The organism is Chryseobacterium sp. YR221, assembly GCF_900176315.1.
Taxonomy (GTDB): domain Bacteria; phylum Bacteroidota; class Bacteroidia; order Flavobacteriales; family Weeksellaceae; genus Chryseobacterium; species Chryseobacterium rhizosphaerae.
Map to the genome: position 1 here is coordinate 47,114 of NZ_FWXM01000007.1, position 18,366 is coordinate 65,479.

The 18,366-nt window shown below is 36.6% G+C and carries 14 protein-coding genes; 12 read left to right on the forward strand and 2 right to left on the reverse strand.

The genetic code is table 11. The features are described 5' to 3' along the window. Position 1 precedes the first annotated feature (1 nt). From B8967_RS18980 to B8967_RS19005, 6 genes are all read left to right on the forward strand, one after another. The gene (locus B8967_RS18980; protein ID WP_084087206.1) at positions 2-4,393 is read left to right on the forward strand and encodes a DUF6531 domain-containing protein; all 4,392 of its coding nucleotides are present in this window, start codon (positions 2-4) and stop codon (positions 4,391-4,393) included. Between the two features lie 16 nt (positions 4,394-4,409). After that, positions 4,410-4,778: a DUF4240 domain-containing protein gene (locus B8967_RS18985; protein WP_047486761.1), complete on the forward strand. Its 369-nt coding sequence runs from the start codon at positions 4,410-4,412 to the stop codon at positions 4,776-4,778. Between the two features lie 200 nt (positions 4,779-4,978). Then, positions 4,979-5,677, forward strand: coding sequence for a DUF1826 domain-containing protein (locus tag B8967_RS18990; protein WP_084087208.1), 699 nt, complete (start codon positions 4,979-4,981; stop codon positions 5,675-5,677). Between the two features lie 123 nt (positions 5,678-5,800). Then, positions 5,801-6,268 carry a cupin domain-containing protein gene (locus B8967_RS18995; RefSeq protein WP_084087210.1) on the forward strand — a complete coding sequence of 156 codons (468 nt, stop codon included), beginning with the start codon at positions 5,801-5,803 and terminating at the stop codon, positions 6,266-6,268. Positions 6,269-6,388: 120 nt separating this feature from the next. Continuing rightward, complete coding sequence (locus tag B8967_RS19000) at positions 6,389-6,991, forward strand: hypothetical protein (protein ID WP_143330556.1); 603 nt, start codon at positions 6,389-6,391, stop codon at positions 6,989-6,991. Positions 6,992-7,596: 605 nt separating this feature from the next. Continuing rightward, entirely contained in the window at positions 7,597-8,226 is a 630-nt protein-coding gene (locus tag B8967_RS19005; RefSeq protein ID WP_084087214.1) for a DUF6134 family protein, read from the forward strand. A gap of 286 nt (positions 8,227-8,512) precedes the next feature. Here the strand turns inward: B8967_RS19005 and mnmE are convergent, their stop codons facing one another. Next, positions 8,513-9,898 (reverse strand): tRNA uridine-5-carboxymethylaminomethyl(34) synthesis GTPase MnmE, encoded by a 1,386-nt coding sequence (gene mnmE, locus B8967_RS19010; protein WP_084087216.1) that lies wholly within the window; start codon positions 9,896-9,898, stop codon positions 8,513-8,515. Between the two features lie 435 nt (positions 9,899-10,333). Between mnmE and B8967_RS19015 the strand changes: the two genes are divergently transcribed. Next, positions 10,334-11,386, forward strand: a complete 1,053-nt coding sequence (locus B8967_RS19015) for a hypothetical protein (RefSeq protein WP_084087217.1) — start codon at positions 10,334-10,336, stop codon at positions 11,384-11,386. A gap of 19 nt (positions 11,387-11,405) precedes the next feature. Then, positions 11,406-11,921, forward strand: coding sequence for a hypothetical protein (locus tag B8967_RS19020; protein ID WP_115917562.1), 516 nt, complete (start codon positions 11,406-11,408; stop codon positions 11,919-11,921). 1,028 nt (positions 11,922-12,949) lie between these two features. Here B8967_RS19020 and B8967_RS19025 read toward each other — a convergent pair. Then, a complete protein-coding gene (locus B8967_RS19025; protein WP_047486679.1) occupies positions 12,950-13,420 on the reverse strand; it encodes an Lrp/AsnC family transcriptional regulator in 471 nt (156 codons plus the stop codon). A gap of 142 nt (positions 13,421-13,562) precedes the next feature. On the opposite strand from B8967_RS19025, the gene B8967_RS19030 reads away from it, so the two are divergent. The 4 genes from B8967_RS19030 to B8967_RS19045 all read left to right on the forward strand — a co-directional run bounded on the left by B8967_RS19030 (position 13,563) and on the right by B8967_RS19045 (position 18,365). Next, positions 13,563-14,954 carry an MFS transporter gene (locus B8967_RS19030; RefSeq protein ID WP_084087219.1) on the forward strand — a complete coding sequence of 464 codons (1,392 nt, stop codon included), beginning with the start codon at positions 13,563-13,565 and terminating at the stop codon, positions 14,952-14,954. Between the two features lie 119 nt (positions 14,955-15,073). Next, positions 15,074-15,823 carry a metallophosphoesterase gene (locus B8967_RS19035; protein ID WP_084087221.1) on the forward strand — a complete coding sequence of 250 codons (750 nt, stop codon included), beginning with the start codon at positions 15,074-15,076 and terminating at the stop codon, positions 15,821-15,823. A gap of 262 nt (positions 15,824-16,085) precedes the next feature. After that, positions 16,086-17,000, forward strand: coding sequence for a helix-turn-helix domain-containing protein (locus tag B8967_RS19040; protein WP_084087223.1), 915 nt, complete (start codon positions 16,086-16,088; stop codon positions 16,998-17,000). A gap of 219 nt (positions 17,001-17,219) precedes the next feature. Next, positions 17,220-18,365 carry an efflux RND transporter periplasmic adaptor subunit gene (locus tag B8967_RS19045; protein ID WP_084087225.1) on the forward strand — a complete coding sequence of 382 codons (1,146 nt, stop codon included), beginning with the start codon at positions 17,220-17,222 and terminating at the stop codon, positions 18,363-18,365. Position 18,366 lies beyond the last annotated feature (1 nt).

Consider the following 18,366-nt stretch of genomic DNA (forward strand, 5'->3'; position numbering starts at 1 on the left):
TATGTCAGATATTATTGGAAAAGTAGTAACATCACCGGCTCCGCGAAAAGGTTTTGGTGAACTTTTTGGAGAGGCTAAAAATAAACTGGACCATTTGCAGAAAGATATGGCCAGTATTTTACCGGCTATGCCCGGGATGCCTGTAGGGAAGTATTTTGATCTGGCTATTGGTATAGATTTCCATGAAACCATTTTTCCGCCAATGCCTTTATTGCCGGTTCCTCACATCGGAATGGTTTTCGATATTATGAGTGCCATCATGAATGCTATTTCCAGCGTTTTGCCGGAACCTCCTGCTCCTCCTGCTGACGGATCTGAACCTCCAACAAGTTTAGCTTCGGTATGTACAGCAATTGTAAACGGTATGAAACCTTCTGTACAGGTTCATGGGCAGTGGGTGGCGAATGCGGGAACAGGAATTCAGCATTTACCGGGAATTTTCTTACATATTCCGTTTCCTATAGTAAAACCTATTGCAAGTTCAGAAATGTTTCTGGGAAGCAGTACTGTTTTAGCAGATGGCGGGCCATGCAGTACGCAGTTCCACCTTGCTTTGTCATGTAATTTAATAGGAATCCCTGCGCCATTTCGTATTACAAAACCTAAACCGAAAGTAGCATTAATGGCTCCTACTTCCATGCTGCTGATCATGACATCAGCAGGGAAGCCTGTTTTGGCAGGAGGTCCCCCTACCATCGACCTTTTTCAGCTGGCGATGAGCCTGGGGCTGAAAGGAATGGGGAAATTATGGAAAAAAGCAGGAAACAAACTACAGGACGCTATTGACGGCATTAAACCTAACAAACCTAAGCTGGCAAAAGTTTTACAGCCTGTAAAATGCCGTTTGTTTGGTGAACCCGTGGATGCTGCCACAGGAAGAGTATACTCCACAAATACAGATGTAGAGTTGCCGGGACCTATCCCTTTTGTATGGCAGCGAACCTACTACAGTGATGCCGAGGTAAATGGGCCGTTAGGTTTTAACTGGCATCACAGCTATCATATGGGATTGTTTGATCTGGGAAATAATTTTGCTTCCTTACGCCTGTCAGATGGCCGTGAGGTGGTTGTTCCGCTGGTTAGCCATGGTGAGAAATATTTTAGCAGAAAAGAACAGCTGACCTTTAGTAACGATGAAAAAGGATATCTGCTGACAGATTCCAATAACCTTCGTTACAGGTTTAATGGAGCTTTGAATAAAGAAGGTTACAGGATGCTTTCTTCAATTTCCAGAGCAGACGGTTTTATCATGGAATTTCAATATCATCCCAATGGATGTTTAAAACAGATTATAGACAGTACAGGTAAAATAATAAAAGTCGAAAGTGATGCTGATCAACGCATTACCCGTTTATATACCATTTCAGAAAATAGAGAGATCACCTATATTCAATATAAATATGATGAATTGGGGAATATGATCTACAACAAAGATGTCATAGGAGCGGAAAAACACTTTTATTATAACCATCATTTACTCATACAGCTCACCAACCAGACAGGACAGAACTTTTATTGGGAATATGAAGGCAAAGGGGATGGTGCAAAATGTATTCATACCTGGGGTGATGGTGGGGTATTGGAATACTTTACAGAATATAATCCGGGACAGACAATTACGCGGAATAGTTTAGGCTTTACCACAGAATATTTTTATGATGATGATAAGCTGATCTATAAAATAATAGATGAAAACGGAGGGGTTACCCATCAAAAATACAATCAGTATCAGGAGCTTGAATTAACCGTAAATGCCGAAGGTCTTACGAAGAAATACCTCTATACTGAAAATGGATTGTTGAAAACTGTTGAAAATGAGAATAATGAAACAACTCAGTTTCAATATGATGATGTTTTTAACCTGACTAAAGTCACAACGCCCGGAGGGACGGAAATAGAATGGAGCTACGATGATCTTCACAGGATTATAAAAAAGAAACTTCCTTCCGGTGAAAAACTGTTTTATCAGTATGAAAACAGGCATCTTAGAAAAATCACCGATAGTAACAACCGTTCTGTGCATTTTTTCTATGATAAATTCCACCGCATGGTACAGGTGATTTATCCCAACGAAACCTATAACAAATGGGATTATGATGAGGTGGGAAATGTAATTTGTGAACGTGACGTGCGTGGCAATCTGACGTATTACAAATATGATGATGCAGGAAATACGGTGTATATAAAAGAGCCGGATGGAAATGAGCATTATTTTGAATATGATACTTCCTATAACATCATCCACGCGAAAGATGATTTACATGAAGTCCGTTTTCGGTATGGAAGCCTGGGAGTTTTACTAAGCCGCACACAAAATAACCGTACCGTAAAATTTGCTTATGATACAGAGTTACAGCTGAAAAATATCAGCAATGAAAAAGGAGAAGTATACCGGTTTGCATTGGATGGAGTGGGAAATGTAATCAATGAATGGGGATTTGACGGGTTGCACCGGCAGTATGAACGTGATGCAGTAGGCAGGGTGAAAAGAGTGATACGACCCGATAACCGCTGGACCGAATATGATTATGACGGCACAGGGAATGTTATCATGGAGCAGCATAGTGACCTTTCATTTACAGGATATCATTATAATAAAGATGGATTCTTATCGGGAGCACTCAACCAGGATATCACCATAAAAATACAACGTGCTAAAGATGGCCGTATTCTTAAAGAGCAGCAAGGCCAGCATTGGGTGAGTACCTTGTTTGATGAGGAGAATAATTCCTTACAGACCCAGAGTTCTTTAGGGGCCGATATTACCAGCCAGTATGACCATTTCGGGCAGGTAAGGGAAATGGAAAGTGGAAACTGGAAAGCTCAGTGGCAGTATGATGCTACGGGGCTGGAGATCCAAAGAGAGCTCACGGGAGGAATCAGCCAGCTTACGGAAAGGGACCAGCAGGGCCGTGTGATACGAAGCAGTATTCACAGTCATAATGTAGAACAAAACCGTACCCGTTATTTCTGGGGTACTGCCAACCGCCTGCTGAAAACGGTTAACGAAATTACAGGAGCCAGTACCTCTTTTAATTATGACTCATGGGATAATCTGGTAAGCGGCAATTACCAGAGCCGCCAGCAAACCGAAACCATTTATAAAGCACCTGATGCTATAGGAAATCTGTTTGAGACTCCGGAACAGTCGGATCGTACGTATGGAGCCGGAGGAAGGCTTTTAAAAGATATTCGCTATAATTATTACTATGATGCCGAAGGAAACCTGATCTTTAAGGAATTCAGAAAGAGCAGCCAGCGTGCAGCAGTATCTGCTTCCACAATAGAACATAAATACGGAATCAGCCTTACGGGAAGCGGTATCGGCTGGCAATACGAATGGAAAGGAAATGGAATGTTGACCAAAGTAATCCTACCTAAAGGCAATGAGGTCGTCTTTTTTTACGATCCTTTAGGACGGCGTATTGCAAAACAATATAAAAATAAAGTGACCCGTTGGGTCTGGGACGGGAATGTTCCTCTGCATGAATGGCAATATGAAGGTAGTTTTCCACCAGAACTAACCATTGATGCCGAAAATAATGTAGAAGAGGCTGTAGAATCTGCAGAAAATGTAATAACTTGGCTGTATAAGGAGGGAAGTTTTACCCCTTGTGGTAAAATTACAGGAGAACAACAGTTTAGTATAATCAGTGATTATTTAGGAACCCCAACCCATGCGTATAATCGTGATGGTATTTTAATCTGGGAACGGGAACTGGATATCTATGGTTCTTTGAGGAAAGGAGATCATACATTTGTTCCTTTTTTATACCAGGGACAATATATAGATGAGGAAACCGGATTGGCTTATAATCGTTTTCGTTATTATGATAATGAAAGTGGTAATTATATCAGCCAGGATCCGATCGGGCTGATGTCTGGCGAACCTAATTTATATGCTTATGTAAAAAATGTAAACTCGTTTATTGATATTTTTGGGTGGAATACTATCATTCCTTCCGAAAACCTAAAATCAATTGATCTTACTGATCCTAATTGGAGGAATCTGAGCTTTGATGGTAATCAAAAAGGGATTGTATATATTTTAAAAGATGCAGATACAGGCGAGTTTTTAAAAATAGGTAAAAGTGAGGTGGGTACTTTTAAAGGAAGATTTGAAAAGTATGCAACAGCCGGAAATAAAACCGGAAGAAATTTATCTTTAGATGTATTTACCGTAGATAAAACAGCGTTAAGCAGTGTGGAAAGCATTGAAAAATCTATGAGGGAAGGGTTGGAAAAAATGGGCTACTCATTACCTTGGGACAATACTCTTAACAGACTTGGAAGATCAGGTCCGGGAACTCCGTTTACAAGATTAAATAAAAAGCTGAGGGCAACACATGAATGGGACGCTAAAGGGAATTTAAAACCGAAACATGTACATTAAATAAATTATATAAAAAATGGAAAATATTGAAACATCCGAATGGTTTTGGTCTATCATAGGAAGAGCAGATCTTAATAGGGATAAGCTTAAAGAAATTCTGACTGGTTTTTCTAAAGAAGAAATCATCAAATTTCAGGAAGAATTTGTTGATGCATCGGTTGAATTGCAGGATGAGCCTTTTATTGATTATATGGAAGAATCTGAGGATGGGGTAGAAGATATAGCCAATTGGGTGGTGAGTAACGGTAAGGAGCTTTATTTTCAGATTATGGATAATCCTGAAGAAATACCACACAGCGTCAATGATGTAACAGAACAAATCCTCTATGGAGTAGCAGACGAAGTTTGTGTAGAAAAATATGGGGAATCAACAGGTGTTTACTAGTTGCTTTAGACTATACAGCTCTACATAAAGAATAATACATTGGCTTTCCCAAACATGGAGAAAGCCAATTTTAGTTTTTATACCAGCGAGGATATGTCAATCAGTTGTGGTCATAAAAACAAGTCTGATCTTAGCGTGATCTTCTTATGTATTGTTTATTTTTGCAAAGAATTAAACGGCTAAATTGTTTACTTTAAACTATGGACAAGACATTTTCTGACAACAGTCAAATTGGAGTAGTCTCTACTTTTTCCGAACTTATCAATACTGATTTTCATGGAACTATGAATGCTATCTGCTGGAACAGAAATTTGAATGGGGATTTTAAAGAAATTGTTTCTAAACTTCAGCTCAAGGAGAACGTGACAGAAGTATCTGCCGAAGACCTTTTAGTCCTGACACTTTCTGAAAAGGGGAGTATTGCACGAGAAATAATCTTAAGTGATCTGCAATTATTAACCGATTTCGGGGCATTGCCTTCTCTCAATTTACTGCAATGCTATGACCGTGATGACGAGTTGGATTTCTTCTCCACAGACGTATATTCTTATCATGTAGATCGTTCACCTATTGGAACAGATACTTTTTTGTGTACCTATCATGGAGCTGCCAGTGAGATCTTACCTAACGACCAGACTGTACAGAAAATCCTGATTCCTGAAATCCGTGAAAAACTTAAAGAACTCCATGACGGTCCGGAAACCACATTTGAAAGCTTTCTGGAAGAATATTTCTTCGATCTGCATTATCAGCCTAAACCAGGAGCAGAACCTACCAATCTGGGAGTAGGTCATCTTTGGCGTCTGGCAGTAGATCACCCTGCGCAAGAGGTTTTACCTTGTGTTCATAGAGCCCCTGTTGAAAATGATGGTGAATACAGATTGCTGTTAATCTGCTAAATCATATACCTTAGTTTTATTCAGACTTAGCAGAAAACAAATTAATGAAAGCTGTTTTTGTTGTCTTTTTATATATTTTTTGGTACATTGATCTTCATTATTATAAATTAATAGATAACCCACATGGCTGATACAGTTATATTATCTGAAGGAGCAGAATTTGATCACGTTATACAGGAAGTTTCAAAACACATCCACCTGTATGTCATGGCATTTGAAAAAAGCGAGCGTACCATTATCCGTATAGATAAACGTGAAAATATGTATGGCGGAAAAGGAATTGTATACATGATCCAAATGTTTGATCATAAGGAATTGGCTAATAACCGTCTGGCTGCTTATATGGTTTTATTGAATAACGGTGACGAATCCGGATTCCATACCCATAATGAAAAGAATGAAGAAGAATTATATGTGGTTGTACACGGAACAGGAGAGTATCGTGAGAGAACCGGAACGGAAGGAGCTGTACGTCAAAGAACACTTCAAAAAGGAGATATTACCGCTATCAGCTCCATCGGATATCATTCCATTGAAAATACAGGAGATGAACCCCTGATTATGTTTGTCATTACTACTAATAATCCATAATACCCGGTTATGGTATATAAAGTGCCAATATGTAGATGAATGTATATAGATTGAGTATTATTTTGAGACTGTAGTTTTCTTTTAGAAATTATCTTATCTAACCAACGTTTTTGGACACTTATGAAGACCTATCAATTTCGTTTTAATAACAGCAGTAAAACCTTAACTATTCTGATTTGGTTTTTTACGACGTTGGTGACTATTGCATTAACGGGTACTATTTTAGTGATACCATCGGGATCCTATTTCCCGACCTGGCTATTGCTGATCTCTTTGCCATTAATGCTGATGGCTATTTATAAGCTGTTTAAAGTAGCATCCAAAAGACAGTCGGTAGAAGTCATTACCTTAAGTGAACTAGGGTTTACCTGTTCCTGTTTCGGTGCTGTTTTATTTTCCGATATAAGCTCTATCAAAATTCCTGCCCGGGAAATATCATTATTGGGAGGACACAAGTACGATTATTACAAACAATCCGAAGCAAATATTCCTAATCCTGTAGTTTCAGTCACGCTTGACAATGGCCATATATTACGTTGGGTTTTGGGTGAGTGGGGTGGACTTTACAACTCAAAGGAAGATTTTTCAGTTTTCTTTGCCTTCCTTACAGCGCTAACCGATCAGCTGTATCAGCTTTACCATTCTGATGAACCACCTAACAGCTATTTACAAATTCTCGATGAAAATGGTTCCTGGGAAAAGAAAAATCAATACAAAATATGATGATTTGTAAGTGATTACTTGCTGATACTAGCTAATATTTTCAAAAATACTGACTGCTTTAACTTTAAAAACTCTTGTCAATACAGGAATGTTTTTAAAGGGTTTTTCAATCTATACCGGGATGACAATTTCATTTTGTAACATATTTATTTTTTTGTTTAATGGTGTTAACAGTATAATATTAGATATATCAGCTTTCCAATTTTTCAAAAAAGTATAGGTTATCATATTCAGTGTACAGTCAGTAAATTGGATGCGTTTCCAACTATTCTAAAAATTGGGAACAGGGAACTATGAAATGAGAATACTATACTTTATTCATCATCAGTTACTGCTTCAAAAAAGAACTATCATCTTACACCTCCGGAATTTTAAAAAAACAAGGTTCAGAATTATAAATCAGAACGTAGTCTTGTATTTAAATATCTTATTTTCAATTGATTGAATTGTAGTTCGTATTTATCTTACGGAACATTCTAAACCTTTCTCAGTCCTAATTTTGCATCATAAATATTTTTATTATGAATGTACCTTTCAGCCTTTCAATATGTACCAATAGAAAACCCTAATAAAAGAAGTCATTATTATTTAAAAAATAAAAAACAATGAAAACAATAAAAGCATTTCTGTTTTTTTCGATAATGCTGAACAATTATCTTCAAGCAAACATTACAACATTAATTACCAAAGAATATCTGAATTATTCTATTATAAAAGACGATAGAACCATTGGTAATATCCGCGTAGAACGTTCTTTGAAAGACGATATCACGGAATATCTTTTTGAATCCCGGGCCAAAGTGAAAATCCTTTACAGTATTGAGATTTACGACAAAATGGGTGTTACTTTTAAACAGAATATTCTACAGCAGGCTAAACTTTACCGAACAATGAACGGGAAACTAAAAGTGAACAACACGGCTACCTGGAACGGAAATTTTTACACTCTTTCGGACAAAGATGGAGCTAATGGTTCGCTAAAACAGTCCATTTTCAGCTCTACTGCAAGCCTGTATTTTAATGAACCCGGAAATATAAAATCTGTTTTTTCGGAGAAATTCCAAAAAATGATTCCTATTCAGAAGATTAACTCCCAAAAATACAGGATCAATCTGCCGAACGGAAACACTACTACTTACACCTACAGCGACGGAATTTGCACCTTAGTTGAAGCCAATACGGATTTTGCAAACCTAAAGTTTGTTCTTGATACAACCTCAAGTAAAACCCATTAAGTATAATACTCCCCAATAATAGGGCAATACAATAGGCTAATGCTGTATTTTTTTATCTTCTTGTGCAGAACCTGAAGAGAAAAATAAATCTGCTTAAGATACATCAAGTAACAATAAGATTCATTAAGCGGAGTAATTGCTCCCTGGTTTCAAAAAGTAAAATATAACCAGTTTGGGAGGTGACTAGGCACAAAAAAAACCAACTTCTGATAAACTATTACAAAAACATGTGAATTGTAAATGGTTAAATCAATAAGTTGGTTTTTTGTTATTCTTTTTTCCTTAATTATTTCCCGATACAAAATTTTGAGAAAATATTTCCTAATATTTCGTCATTAGTGACTTCCCCTGATATTGTTCCAAGGTGTTCCAGGGCATTTCTCAGTTCATACGCCAGAAGTTCTGTAGAAATCTGAACAGAAATAGCTTCTTTTACCTGATGTACAGCGTCCAGTGATTTATGCAAAGCTTCAAAGTGACGTTGGTTGGTAATCACTACATTGCTTTCTTCCGTTTTTAAGTGCTCAACGTAAGATGATAATTCATTTTTAAGATCCTGAATGTTTTGATTTTCAACAGCAGAGATCTTAATGAAATCAAACTCATGGGTGAATGCATTTCTGAAGATATCTTCTACCGCTTCATATTTAGTAGGGATTACTTCATCAATTTTGGTAGCACAGATGATCAGCTTAAGATCATCTCTCAGCAATGAGGTGATCATTTCAATATCTTCTGAAAAGTCTTCTGTAGCAGCATCAGCCAGATAGACCAGGATATTGGCGTTTTCAACCTTTTCTTTGGCTTTCTTTACTCCGATAGCTTCTATTTCATCTACCGTTTCACGAAGTCCCGCAGTATCAATTAATCTGAAGGCATTTCCTTTGATATGGAGTACTTCCTCAATGGTATCTCTGGTGGTTCCGGCAATATTGCTTACAATAGCTCTTTCTTCTTTTAATAGAGCGTTAAGAAGGGTAGATTTTCCGGCATTCGGTTTTCCGATAATAGCAACGGCTGTTCCGTTCTTAATGGCATTTCCGTACTGGAAGCTTTCGATAAGAGAATTGAGTTTCAATTCAATTTTATCCAGCAGTCCACTCAACGCGGTTCTGTCGGCAAATTCCACATCTTCTTCAGCGAAATCAAGCTCCAGTTCGATGAGAGAAACAAAATTCAGAAGATCGGTTCTTAAGAATGAGATCTCGTTGGTAATTCCTCCCTTCAGCTGGTTAATGGCAACCTTTCTGGAAGCTTCATTTTCTGAAGCGATAACATCGGCAATTGCTTCTGCCTGGGAAAGGTCAATTCTTCCATTGATAAAAGCACGAAGGGTAAATTCTCCGGCTTTAGCCATTCTTGCTCCATTTTTAATCAGGGTTTCAAGAATACGTTTTCCAATATGTGGTGAACCATGGAAGGCAATTTCCACTGAGTTTTCTGTGGTGAAACTTTTCGGAGCCAGAAAAATAGAGAGCATCACTTCATCAATTGCTTCTTCACCATCCATAAAATATCCGTAATGAATGGTATGGGACTTCTGTTTTTCCAGTTTTTTACCCGGAAAACTTTTCTGAACTATAGGTAATGCTTCATCTCCCGAAACTCTGATAATGCCTAAAGCACCTATTCCATTGGCTGTCGCCAGTGCACAAATGGTATCGTTATTCATGCTGCAAATTTAAGCTTTTTACGGCAGATTTTTAATAGACTCTATCATACACATTATCTATTATCTTGTTGGGCTTAAAAAGGCATTGTATAGAAGCTGTAAGTAAAGGTGGTATGGATATCATGAGAAATGTCATTTTATTATTTTATGATATTGTTATTGAAATTTTAAATAATAAGGAAATATTTAATAAATGTATATAGGTATTTTTAATCTTAATATATTGTTGTTTAGTTTTTTATGTCTTATTTTAATCTCTTTTTGTTGAATTATTCCTTTGCGGAATTATAAATTTCATCGCAGAATTATAATAAATATTCTAATATCAGATTTTAGTTTGGTATGTTAATTGTAAGTTAGGCCCTCAACACATTAAAAAAAATTACATATTAATTATTAAAATATGTAAAATGTGTTAAAATAGCTTAAAGTCATATGAATAATTTAAATTTTATCGGAATTAACAAGAAAATATTTTTTCTGTTAATTTTTGCTTTCTACGGCATGGTCAATGCTCAGTGTATTCCTTATACAGGTCAGGCAATACTTACGGGTAATACCTATTGCCTGAATGGAAACCTTACGGTGAGCAGCAGTATTGCAATTCCCAATGGGGCAACACTTATTATACAATCCGGTCAATTGCAGTCTGTTGATATTCAGGTTAATGGAGAATTGGATATCCTGGATGGGGCAAGTGTTAAATCTACGGGATCCATTACGATTGGAACATTCGGAACTCAGAAAAATTCAAAAATTAAATTAGGAAAGAAATCCTTTCTATCCCTTACCGGGTCTGTTTCTCAAGGGGATCCTTCTTTTATGGGGGCATTTCCCGGAACTAACTCTGTTATAGAAATGGATGCAGGGAGTGTTGTGGAAATATGCGGAACATTTACCCAGCAATCAACAACCTATCCTTCTGTTAAATATATAGGAGCTCCCAATGGAAAGGCTTATTGCATTGCAAAAGCTGATGTAAGTGGAGGAGGTCCCGGATCTGTTATCAGTGATGATAGCCAGATTGTAGCCATTGCTATGGGATCCGTTAGTGATCTTGGTGCCGGTGGTTCAAGTTTCTGCGGTCCAAATGCCACACAGGCTACATGTCCGTCTCTATGGCCTGATGGATTATCAAATGATAAAATGAGTTGTGGTAACGCCCCTACCATTATCAATGAAATTGATGATGTTTGTACAAAGCCTGGTGCTTTAGGAACTCCTGATGGTTTTACTAAGTTTGGAATTACTGTACAACAGAAAAATACGGGGTGGCCGGAGAATATTCCTAACGGTTTCATTGCTCTGGAATCTCAGAATAAAGGTTTTGTGATTACAAGAGTGCAGCATGTAAGCCAGATACCACAACCTGGTGATGCTATCGCTGACCCAAAAGAGGGGATGCTTTTATATGATATTCAGGATAAATGTGTGAAGCTTTATAACGGTACAGAATGGAAATGTATTGAAAAAAGCTGTAATGACTAATCTAATCTATAATATACACATGAAAAATATAAAAAATATCAGTATCGCAGTTGCTCTTATCATTTTTAATTCCTTTTTTGCCCAGGTAGCTATTGATAAACAATCCGTAGACGGAAACAGTACAGTGTTGGATTTTAATAATGTTTCCAGTAACACAAAAGGATTAATTCTGCCGGCAACCTCCGGGCTTTCCACGGGAGCTTTGGTCAATGGAACTTTTATCTTTGATGTAAGTGATAAAAAAGTAAAAGTATATGAAAATGATGGGTGGAAAGACTTGTCAGATGCCGGAAATTCAAATGCTGTACTTGTCAATAATTCAGCAGAATCAGGAAAAGGTGTCGTGATCGGGGCATCATCCAGCTCTGCAGACGGAGTTTTGGTGCTGGAAGCTCAGGATAAGGCAATGATCCTTCCAAAAGTGACAATACCTCATATCAACGTTAAGAATCCATATCCTGGCATGATCTGTTATGATACAGCCAGTAAAACATTGGCCATATTTGATGGATCAGTTTGGAATTACTGGAAATAAACCCTACATCATAAAAACAGATCTTAAAAAGATCTGTTTAAAACAGCTGTATAATTTCTATACAGCTGTTTTTTATGAAAAATGAACGTACTAATATTGTTGGGTAGTTTTGTTATGAATGAAGGAATATACTGTATCAGGGATATAGCCATCTTTCAGAACTTAAAAAAAGGTTCCCCATTGGTATGGGGTAACCTTTAATAAACAAATAATATAAGTTGTAATATCTTAAGATCGATTCATCCAGGAAAATACTTCCCTATGGGTTGTATTGTAAGATATTATTTTTCATCATAATGTAATGTGTTGATAGGCTTCTTTTCTTAGTTTGTGTTTCTACTTGACATTATTTGTTTAATTTTTTAAAAAATCCTCCTCCTTTTAGTTTCATCATTTGTGTTCTTATCAGTTGTGTTGTGTTTTTTACTTTTACTAAATCTAAATCACTTTAAAGGAGGAGGCTTGCAATTCACTTTCTACTTTTTCTATACTAATTTTAAGGTCTGTGGTTTTATTTTTTTTCCAAGTTTATATTTTTCACATTGCAAACATATCTATTAATGATAAATATTTCCAAAAAATAGCATACGACACAGCTACACTATGTATGTGTGTAGTTTGTTTAGTTGTTGATAATCAGTTAATTAATTTTTTATTGTTTTTGATTTGAAAATGAAATAAAAGAAATAGAAAATGATTTTTAACGTGAACTATACAAATTATTACCTCCTAATTAGGTGATTTTTGAATGATAAAAAACACCAAAAAACATAAATTTTATGTTTTTTATTATAAAATAAGCTTTTGGGAAATTGTGTTTTTTTCGAAAAAAATAAGATGTTTTTATTGGGGAGCTACCTGGGAATTAAAATTTTAAAACTGAAATATGATTCTGTAGGAAACAAGAAAAGAGTATGGATTAAAATCTTAAAATAAGTGAAAGTGTTTAATTTTTTTTATGCAGTTCCGATATCTCTTTATCATCTTTCGGGGGACCCGAAAATGAAGCTGATTATATGCTGAAAGAACTAAAGAATTTGAGCGCTTTCTTTGATGCTGCTCATCACGAAAATACTTTTTGTCTGGCCAATTCCTTCAATTTCTGATAGCTTGTTTACAAAAAACTCATGAAATTCATCCATATTGGGAGCCAGAATTTTCAACATAAAATCAAAATCTCCACTGATGTTATAGAATTCAACAACTTCCTTCAGTTTTCCAACCTCCTCAATGAATTTTCCTGCTGTTTTTTTATTGTGAACATTCAGGGCAATCATACAGATGACCATCATTCCCTTATTCACTTTTTTACGGTCTACTACTGCAGTATATTCTTTAATAATCCCTAGCTTTTCCATACGCTTAATACGTTCATGAGTGGGAGTGGGGCTTAGATTGATCCTCGCTGAAATATCCCGGACACTCATTTTAGCATCCTTTTGGAGAAGACGGAGAATAGACAGGTCTTTTTCGTCCGGAGTATAATTTTCTGTTGGCATTTGTTCTGTTTTTAGCGTAATATTTTGTCGATACAGATGTTTTGTTCTTTAATTTTGCATCTGTTTATATTATTGTTCCAAATTTACTGTAAAATTTTCACATATGTTCTGTTAATTTTAATTTTGCAGGAAATTTGAATATATGGATACAAGGAAGAATGTAATATTAATTTTAGCATCGGTGGGAACATTTGTAGAGGCTTTGGATATTGCCATTATTAATTTGACGATTCCTTCTATTCAGGAACAGTTTCATATTGGTGCAGGCACCGTTCAGTGGTTGCAGACCCTCTATGTGCTGTTTTTTGGAGGTTTTCTGATCATTGGCGGAAAGCTTTCCGATCAGCTGGGAAGAAAGAAAATGTTTTTGTTGGGAGCTTTCATCTTTATGTTGACATCATTAGGTGCCGGATTATCTGAAAACTTTGAATCATTAGCTGTATTCCGTGCTTTGCAGGGATTGGGAGCGGCTTTTGTAATGCCATCAGCACTGTCTATTGTGACGAATACTTTCAGAGAGGAACAGGAGAGAAACCGTGCCATTGGAATTTTCAGTTCTTTTGCAGCCATAGGCTCCGGAAGCGGTCTTTCTGTAGGAGGGATTATCAGTACTTATTTAAGTTGGCATTGGGTATTCCTGATCAATGTTCCGATTCTTTTAATAACACTGATCCTGTCTTACTACTATTTGCCAAAAGATGAGAAAAGCGAAACCGTGCAGAAAACGGATGCTGTTTCAGGGATTCTGATGGTATTAGGTCTTTTAAGCCTAACCTATGGAACACATGAGCTGATTCATATTAAAGAGCAGCCTTTCCTGGTGATAGGATCTTTAGTACTTGCCGTGGTACTTTTAGTATGGGTCTTCTACCGATTGAGGTCTGTAGCTGAACCGTTAATTGATTTACAACTATTTAAATATAAGTCATTGGTGGTTTCTAATGCGGCCTTCTTTAGTCTTGGAGCATTCTTTATTGGGTTTTTATTTCTGATTTCGTTAATGCTCCAGAAAGATATGGGGTACAGCGCTGCTTCAGCAGGATTGATGCTGGTTCCCTTCAGTATTGTATCTGCTTTGACCGCTAAATTTATTTTGCCTCAGGTTTCTAAACGATTAAATTCTTCCCAAATGGGAATTTTTGGATGGTTATTTATGCTGACGGGAGGAATATTATTATTGGTATCTGTCTATACGGGACACCCGTTAACACTAATGTTATTGGGGGCTGCGTGTATTTCAGGAATTGGAATGACCTTCTGTTTTACAGCTTTATCCGTCATGGGAATTCAGGATGTTGAACCTTCCAATTACGGTGTGGCATCAAGTTTGAGTTCTACAAGTTACTTCTTGGGAGCTGGGATTGGTTTATCCTTCATGACTTTAATGAGTCAGATTTTTCCATCAGAATTTGCGGTGGGAAGTCTGAATCTGATTATTCTGATTGGTTACGCTGTTTTAGCACTGGGAATGTTATCCTATTTTATAATAAGAAGCTTAAAAGTGAAACGTGCTGAGATGGCAGTTTCATCATAAGCGGCCTTAAAATGACACAAACTATATGAGAGAGGAATCGGTACTGAGTGCCGGTTCTTTTTTATTGGAAAAAAGTATTCATGGTTTACATATTAATTTGTTCTTTTTATTTTTGCAGCATGAGAATACAAATCATTAGCGATCTTCATCAGGAATTTGGAAGTACTGAACTGTGTTTTGACAATTCGGATGTTGTCATATTGGCTGGAGATGTAAACTTAGGAACCAAAGGAGTAGAATGGATAAAGTCTAAGATTCCGGATAAGCCGGTAATTTATGTTCTTGGTAATCATGAATATTATAAAGGAGCATATCCAAAAACGCTTTACAAAATTAAAGAAGCGGCTCAGGGCTCAAATGTTTTTGTACTTGAAAATTCTTCTGTGGATATTGGCGGAATCCGTTTTCATGGAGCAACATTATGGACTGATTTTTCGATTTTCGGGAATGCTATGGAGTACGGAATGCTATGTCAGCCTAAAATGAATGATTACAAAATGATAAAACGTGATCCGTCTTATTCAAAACTGAGAACGGTAGATACGTTTAAGATACATCAGTTTTCAAAATTATGGTTGCAGGAAAGTCTTGAAAATTCAAAAGGACTTAAAAATATTGTAGTCAGCCACCACGCACCCAGCATTCAATCTGTACCTGAAAATTATAAGGAAGATCCACTGACTTCCGCCTATGCTTCTAATCTTGAGAAATTGATAATAGAGCACCACCCATTGTACTGGATTCATGGACATATTCACGCTCCTTGCAGGTATAAAGTGGGACAAACCGAAGTCATCTGTAACCCACACGGATATATTGATGAAAAATATAATGGGTATGACAAGGAATTGATTATTGAGGTAGTATAAAGGGCAAATAGGTGGTTGTACCGATTTGTCTATTTTCATTGTGCTGTATATTTTCTGGTTGGAGTAGGGCTGGTGGATAATGCAATGCTTTATCAATAATTGAGTAATCATTTAGCCAAAACATAAAAACAATATTTTAAGCGAAAAAGTGAGACGTATGCCCGTTAAAAATAACAGTCATCCTTTTTACCTTGTATTCCTTTGTTCTATTTAACCTTCGAAATTTTTTTATTTACTACCTTCGTGGCCTAATCTATCTTTGATGGCTAAAAAAAAACAGACAGAACCTGATTTTGTTTCACAATTGGCTTTTGATGAAGTTCTGGAACAGGTAGAATTTGATCTCAGGATCAAAGAATTTGTTGTCATGGAAATTGACAAAGCAAACTACATCATACAACCTAATATTCCTTACCGTTCAGACTATTTTTGTATTTTTTTAGTACAGAGGGGAAGTGTCAGTTTTCGACTCGATGATACCAGCTATGAGGTATTTCAGGGAGATGCTGTTTTTTGTCCAATGGCAGAAACTTTTTGGGTAGAAAATATCGCTGAGGATTATAGTGCTAAATATATCTTCTTTTCTGTAGACTTTATTTCTCAGGCAGGATTTAATTATAAGTCGAATAATGTGTTAAAAAGCCTGTCATCAGACCCTACTCATATCATCAGGAATGAGCCTGATATGTACAGAAAGCTTCAATTTCATCTTGATGAATTGAGAGTGCTGAATAATAAGGAAAAAGACAATTATTATTTCAATGAAATGATCTGGCATCACTTTTCGCTGGTGATCTACGAGATTGATAATTATTTCAAAAAAATAGAAAAACCACATTTGGTTACCCATAGAGAAGATGAGCTTACCACGAGTTTTTTTATCCTGGTTCAGGATCATTTCAAAGAAGAGCATAATGTTCAGTTTTATGCTGATAAATTATGCATCAGCCGGAAATACCTTACCAAAGTCATTAATAAAACGATGTTTAAATCTCCCAGAGAAATTATTCATCAGGTATTGGCTGTGGAAGCCAGGCTTTTGCTTAAAAACCCTAATTTAAACATCAATGAAGTCGCTTTGCAGCTGAAGTTTTCAGACCAGGCCTCTTTCAGCAAATTTTTTAAAAAACATACGGGCAGGTCTCCTTTGGAATATAGAAAAGATGATTTATACTGATAATGAATGAGTTATATTTTTTTTGATGTCTTTTTGCTAAATTTAAAGTATAATTTTGATTAAAAATATGAATATCTCTCATTTAAATTACCTATGAATGATATTTCTCATGTTTTTAAAAACTAGGCGTCTTTCTGACAAAACAAGAAGTTTTTTGAATAATCCTATTGAATTTTTTTCGTTCGAATTTTGTGCGGTAAATTTAAAAGGAATATTGTTATGCAAAGATTTTTAATTCAGAAATCAACCATACTTTTCCTCTCGCTTATTGTCTTGGCGGGATGTAGGAAAAACGATCAAAATCAATCTTATCAGCAGAAGGCGCCGGAACTTCCTGTAGAAACAGTGAAGCAGGGAGACGCTTCTGTTTCCAGGGAATACGCAGCATCTGTAGAGGGAATTTCTAATGTCGAAATCAGACCTCAGGTAACGGGATATTTAAGTAAAATTTTTGTGGACGAAGGAGATTTTGTAAGAGCGGGGCAGCCTCTTTTCAAAATTGAAGATCAGGTCTTCAGGGAGCAGCTTAAAAGTGCTCAGGCAGCTTTGATTACTGCTCAGGCAAACCTTTCCACTTCTAAAATTGATCTGGACAGAAAGAAGGAGCTATTCAGAAATAAAATGGTTTCGGAAATTCAGGTAAAAGAGGCGGAAGCATCTTATAATGCTGCAAGAGGAGCGGTAAGCCAGACCACATCTTCTATTGAATCTGCAAAGATTAATCTTAATTTTTCTGTGATCAAGGCACCGGTAAGTGGGTTTATCGGAAGGTTCAATTACCGTTTGGGAAGCTTAATGACCCCCGGAAATCAGGATCCTATCACGCTGCTTTCAGATATTCATCAGGTGTACACTTACTTTAGCCTGAGTGAAAATGATTTTAATAATTTTCAGAAACAATATACGGGAAGCAATATTGATGAAGTGATCAAAAATACACCGGCAGTTTCTTTATTGCTTTCGGGTGGTGAGAAATATGCTGAAACAGGAAGAATTGATGCTGTAGAAGGACAGTTCAATAAAACTACAGGTTCTATTACTTTAAGAGCGAAATTCAACAATCCTAACCATATTTTGAGAAGTGGAAATACTGGAAAAATAGTGCTGGATCAGTTTTACAGCAATGTTGTTTTACTTCCTATCGCTTCTACAAGAACGATTCAGGATAAAGTTTTTGTATTTACCATCAAAGATGGAAAGGCAGCCATGCTGCCCGTTGAGGTCAATGGAAAAGCAGGAGATCATTTCATCGTATCTACCGGGCTTAAGGCTGGCGATCAATACATTGTTTCCGGTTTCGACAGATTACAGCCGGGTACTCCTGTAGTGGCTCAGAAGAAGAATGCTCAACAGAAAAAATCGTAAG

Coding starts and splice junctions, on each gene's coding strand:
- B8967_RS18985 (WP_047486761.1), top strand. CDS start 4,410: ATGGAAAATATTGAAACATCCGAATGGTTTTGGTCTATCATAGGAAGA.
- B8967_RS19000 (WP_143330556.1), top strand. CDS start 6,389: ATGAAGACCTATCAATTTCGTTTTAATAACAGCAGTAAAACCTTAACT.
- B8967_RS19035 (WP_084087221.1), top strand. CDS start 15,074: ATGAGAATACAAATCATTAGCGATCTTCATCAGGAATTTGGAAGTACT.
- B8967_RS19030 (WP_084087219.1), top strand. CDS start 13,563: ATGGATACAAGGAAGAATGTAATATTAATTTTAGCATCGGTGGGAACA.
- B8967_RS19005 (WP_084087214.1), top strand. CDS start 7,597: ATGAAAACAATAAAAGCATTTCTGTTTTTTTCGATAATGCTGAACAAT.
- B8967_RS19045 (WP_084087225.1), top strand. CDS start 17,220: ATGCAAAGATTTTTAATTCAGAAATCAACCATACTTTTCCTCTCGCTT.
- B8967_RS18980 (WP_084087206.1), top strand. CDS start 2: ATGTCAGATATTATTGGAAAAGTAGTAACATCACCGGCTCCGCGAAAA.
- B8967_RS19025 (WP_047486679.1), bottom strand. CDS start 13,420: ATGCCAACAGAAAATTATACTCCGGACGAAAAAGACCTGTCTATTCTC.
- B8967_RS19040 (WP_084087223.1), top strand. CDS start 16,086: ATGGCTAAAAAAAAACAGACAGAACCTGATTTTGTTTCACAATTGGCT.
- B8967_RS18990 (WP_084087208.1), top strand. CDS start 4,979: ATGGACAAGACATTTTCTGACAACAGTCAAATTGGAGTAGTCTCTACT.
- mnmE (WP_084087216.1), bottom strand. CDS start 9,898: ATGAATAACGATACCATTTGTGCACTGGCGACAGCCAATGGAATAGGT.
- B8967_RS19015 (WP_084087217.1), top strand. CDS start 10,334: ATGAATAATTTAAATTTTATCGGAATTAACAAGAAAATATTTTTTCTG.
- B8967_RS18995 (WP_084087210.1), top strand. CDS start 5,801: ATGGCTGATACAGTTATATTATCTGAAGGAGCAGAATTTGATCACGTT.
- B8967_RS19020 (WP_115917562.1), top strand. CDS start 11,406: ATGAAAAATATAAAAAATATCAGTATCGCAGTTGCTCTTATCATTTTT.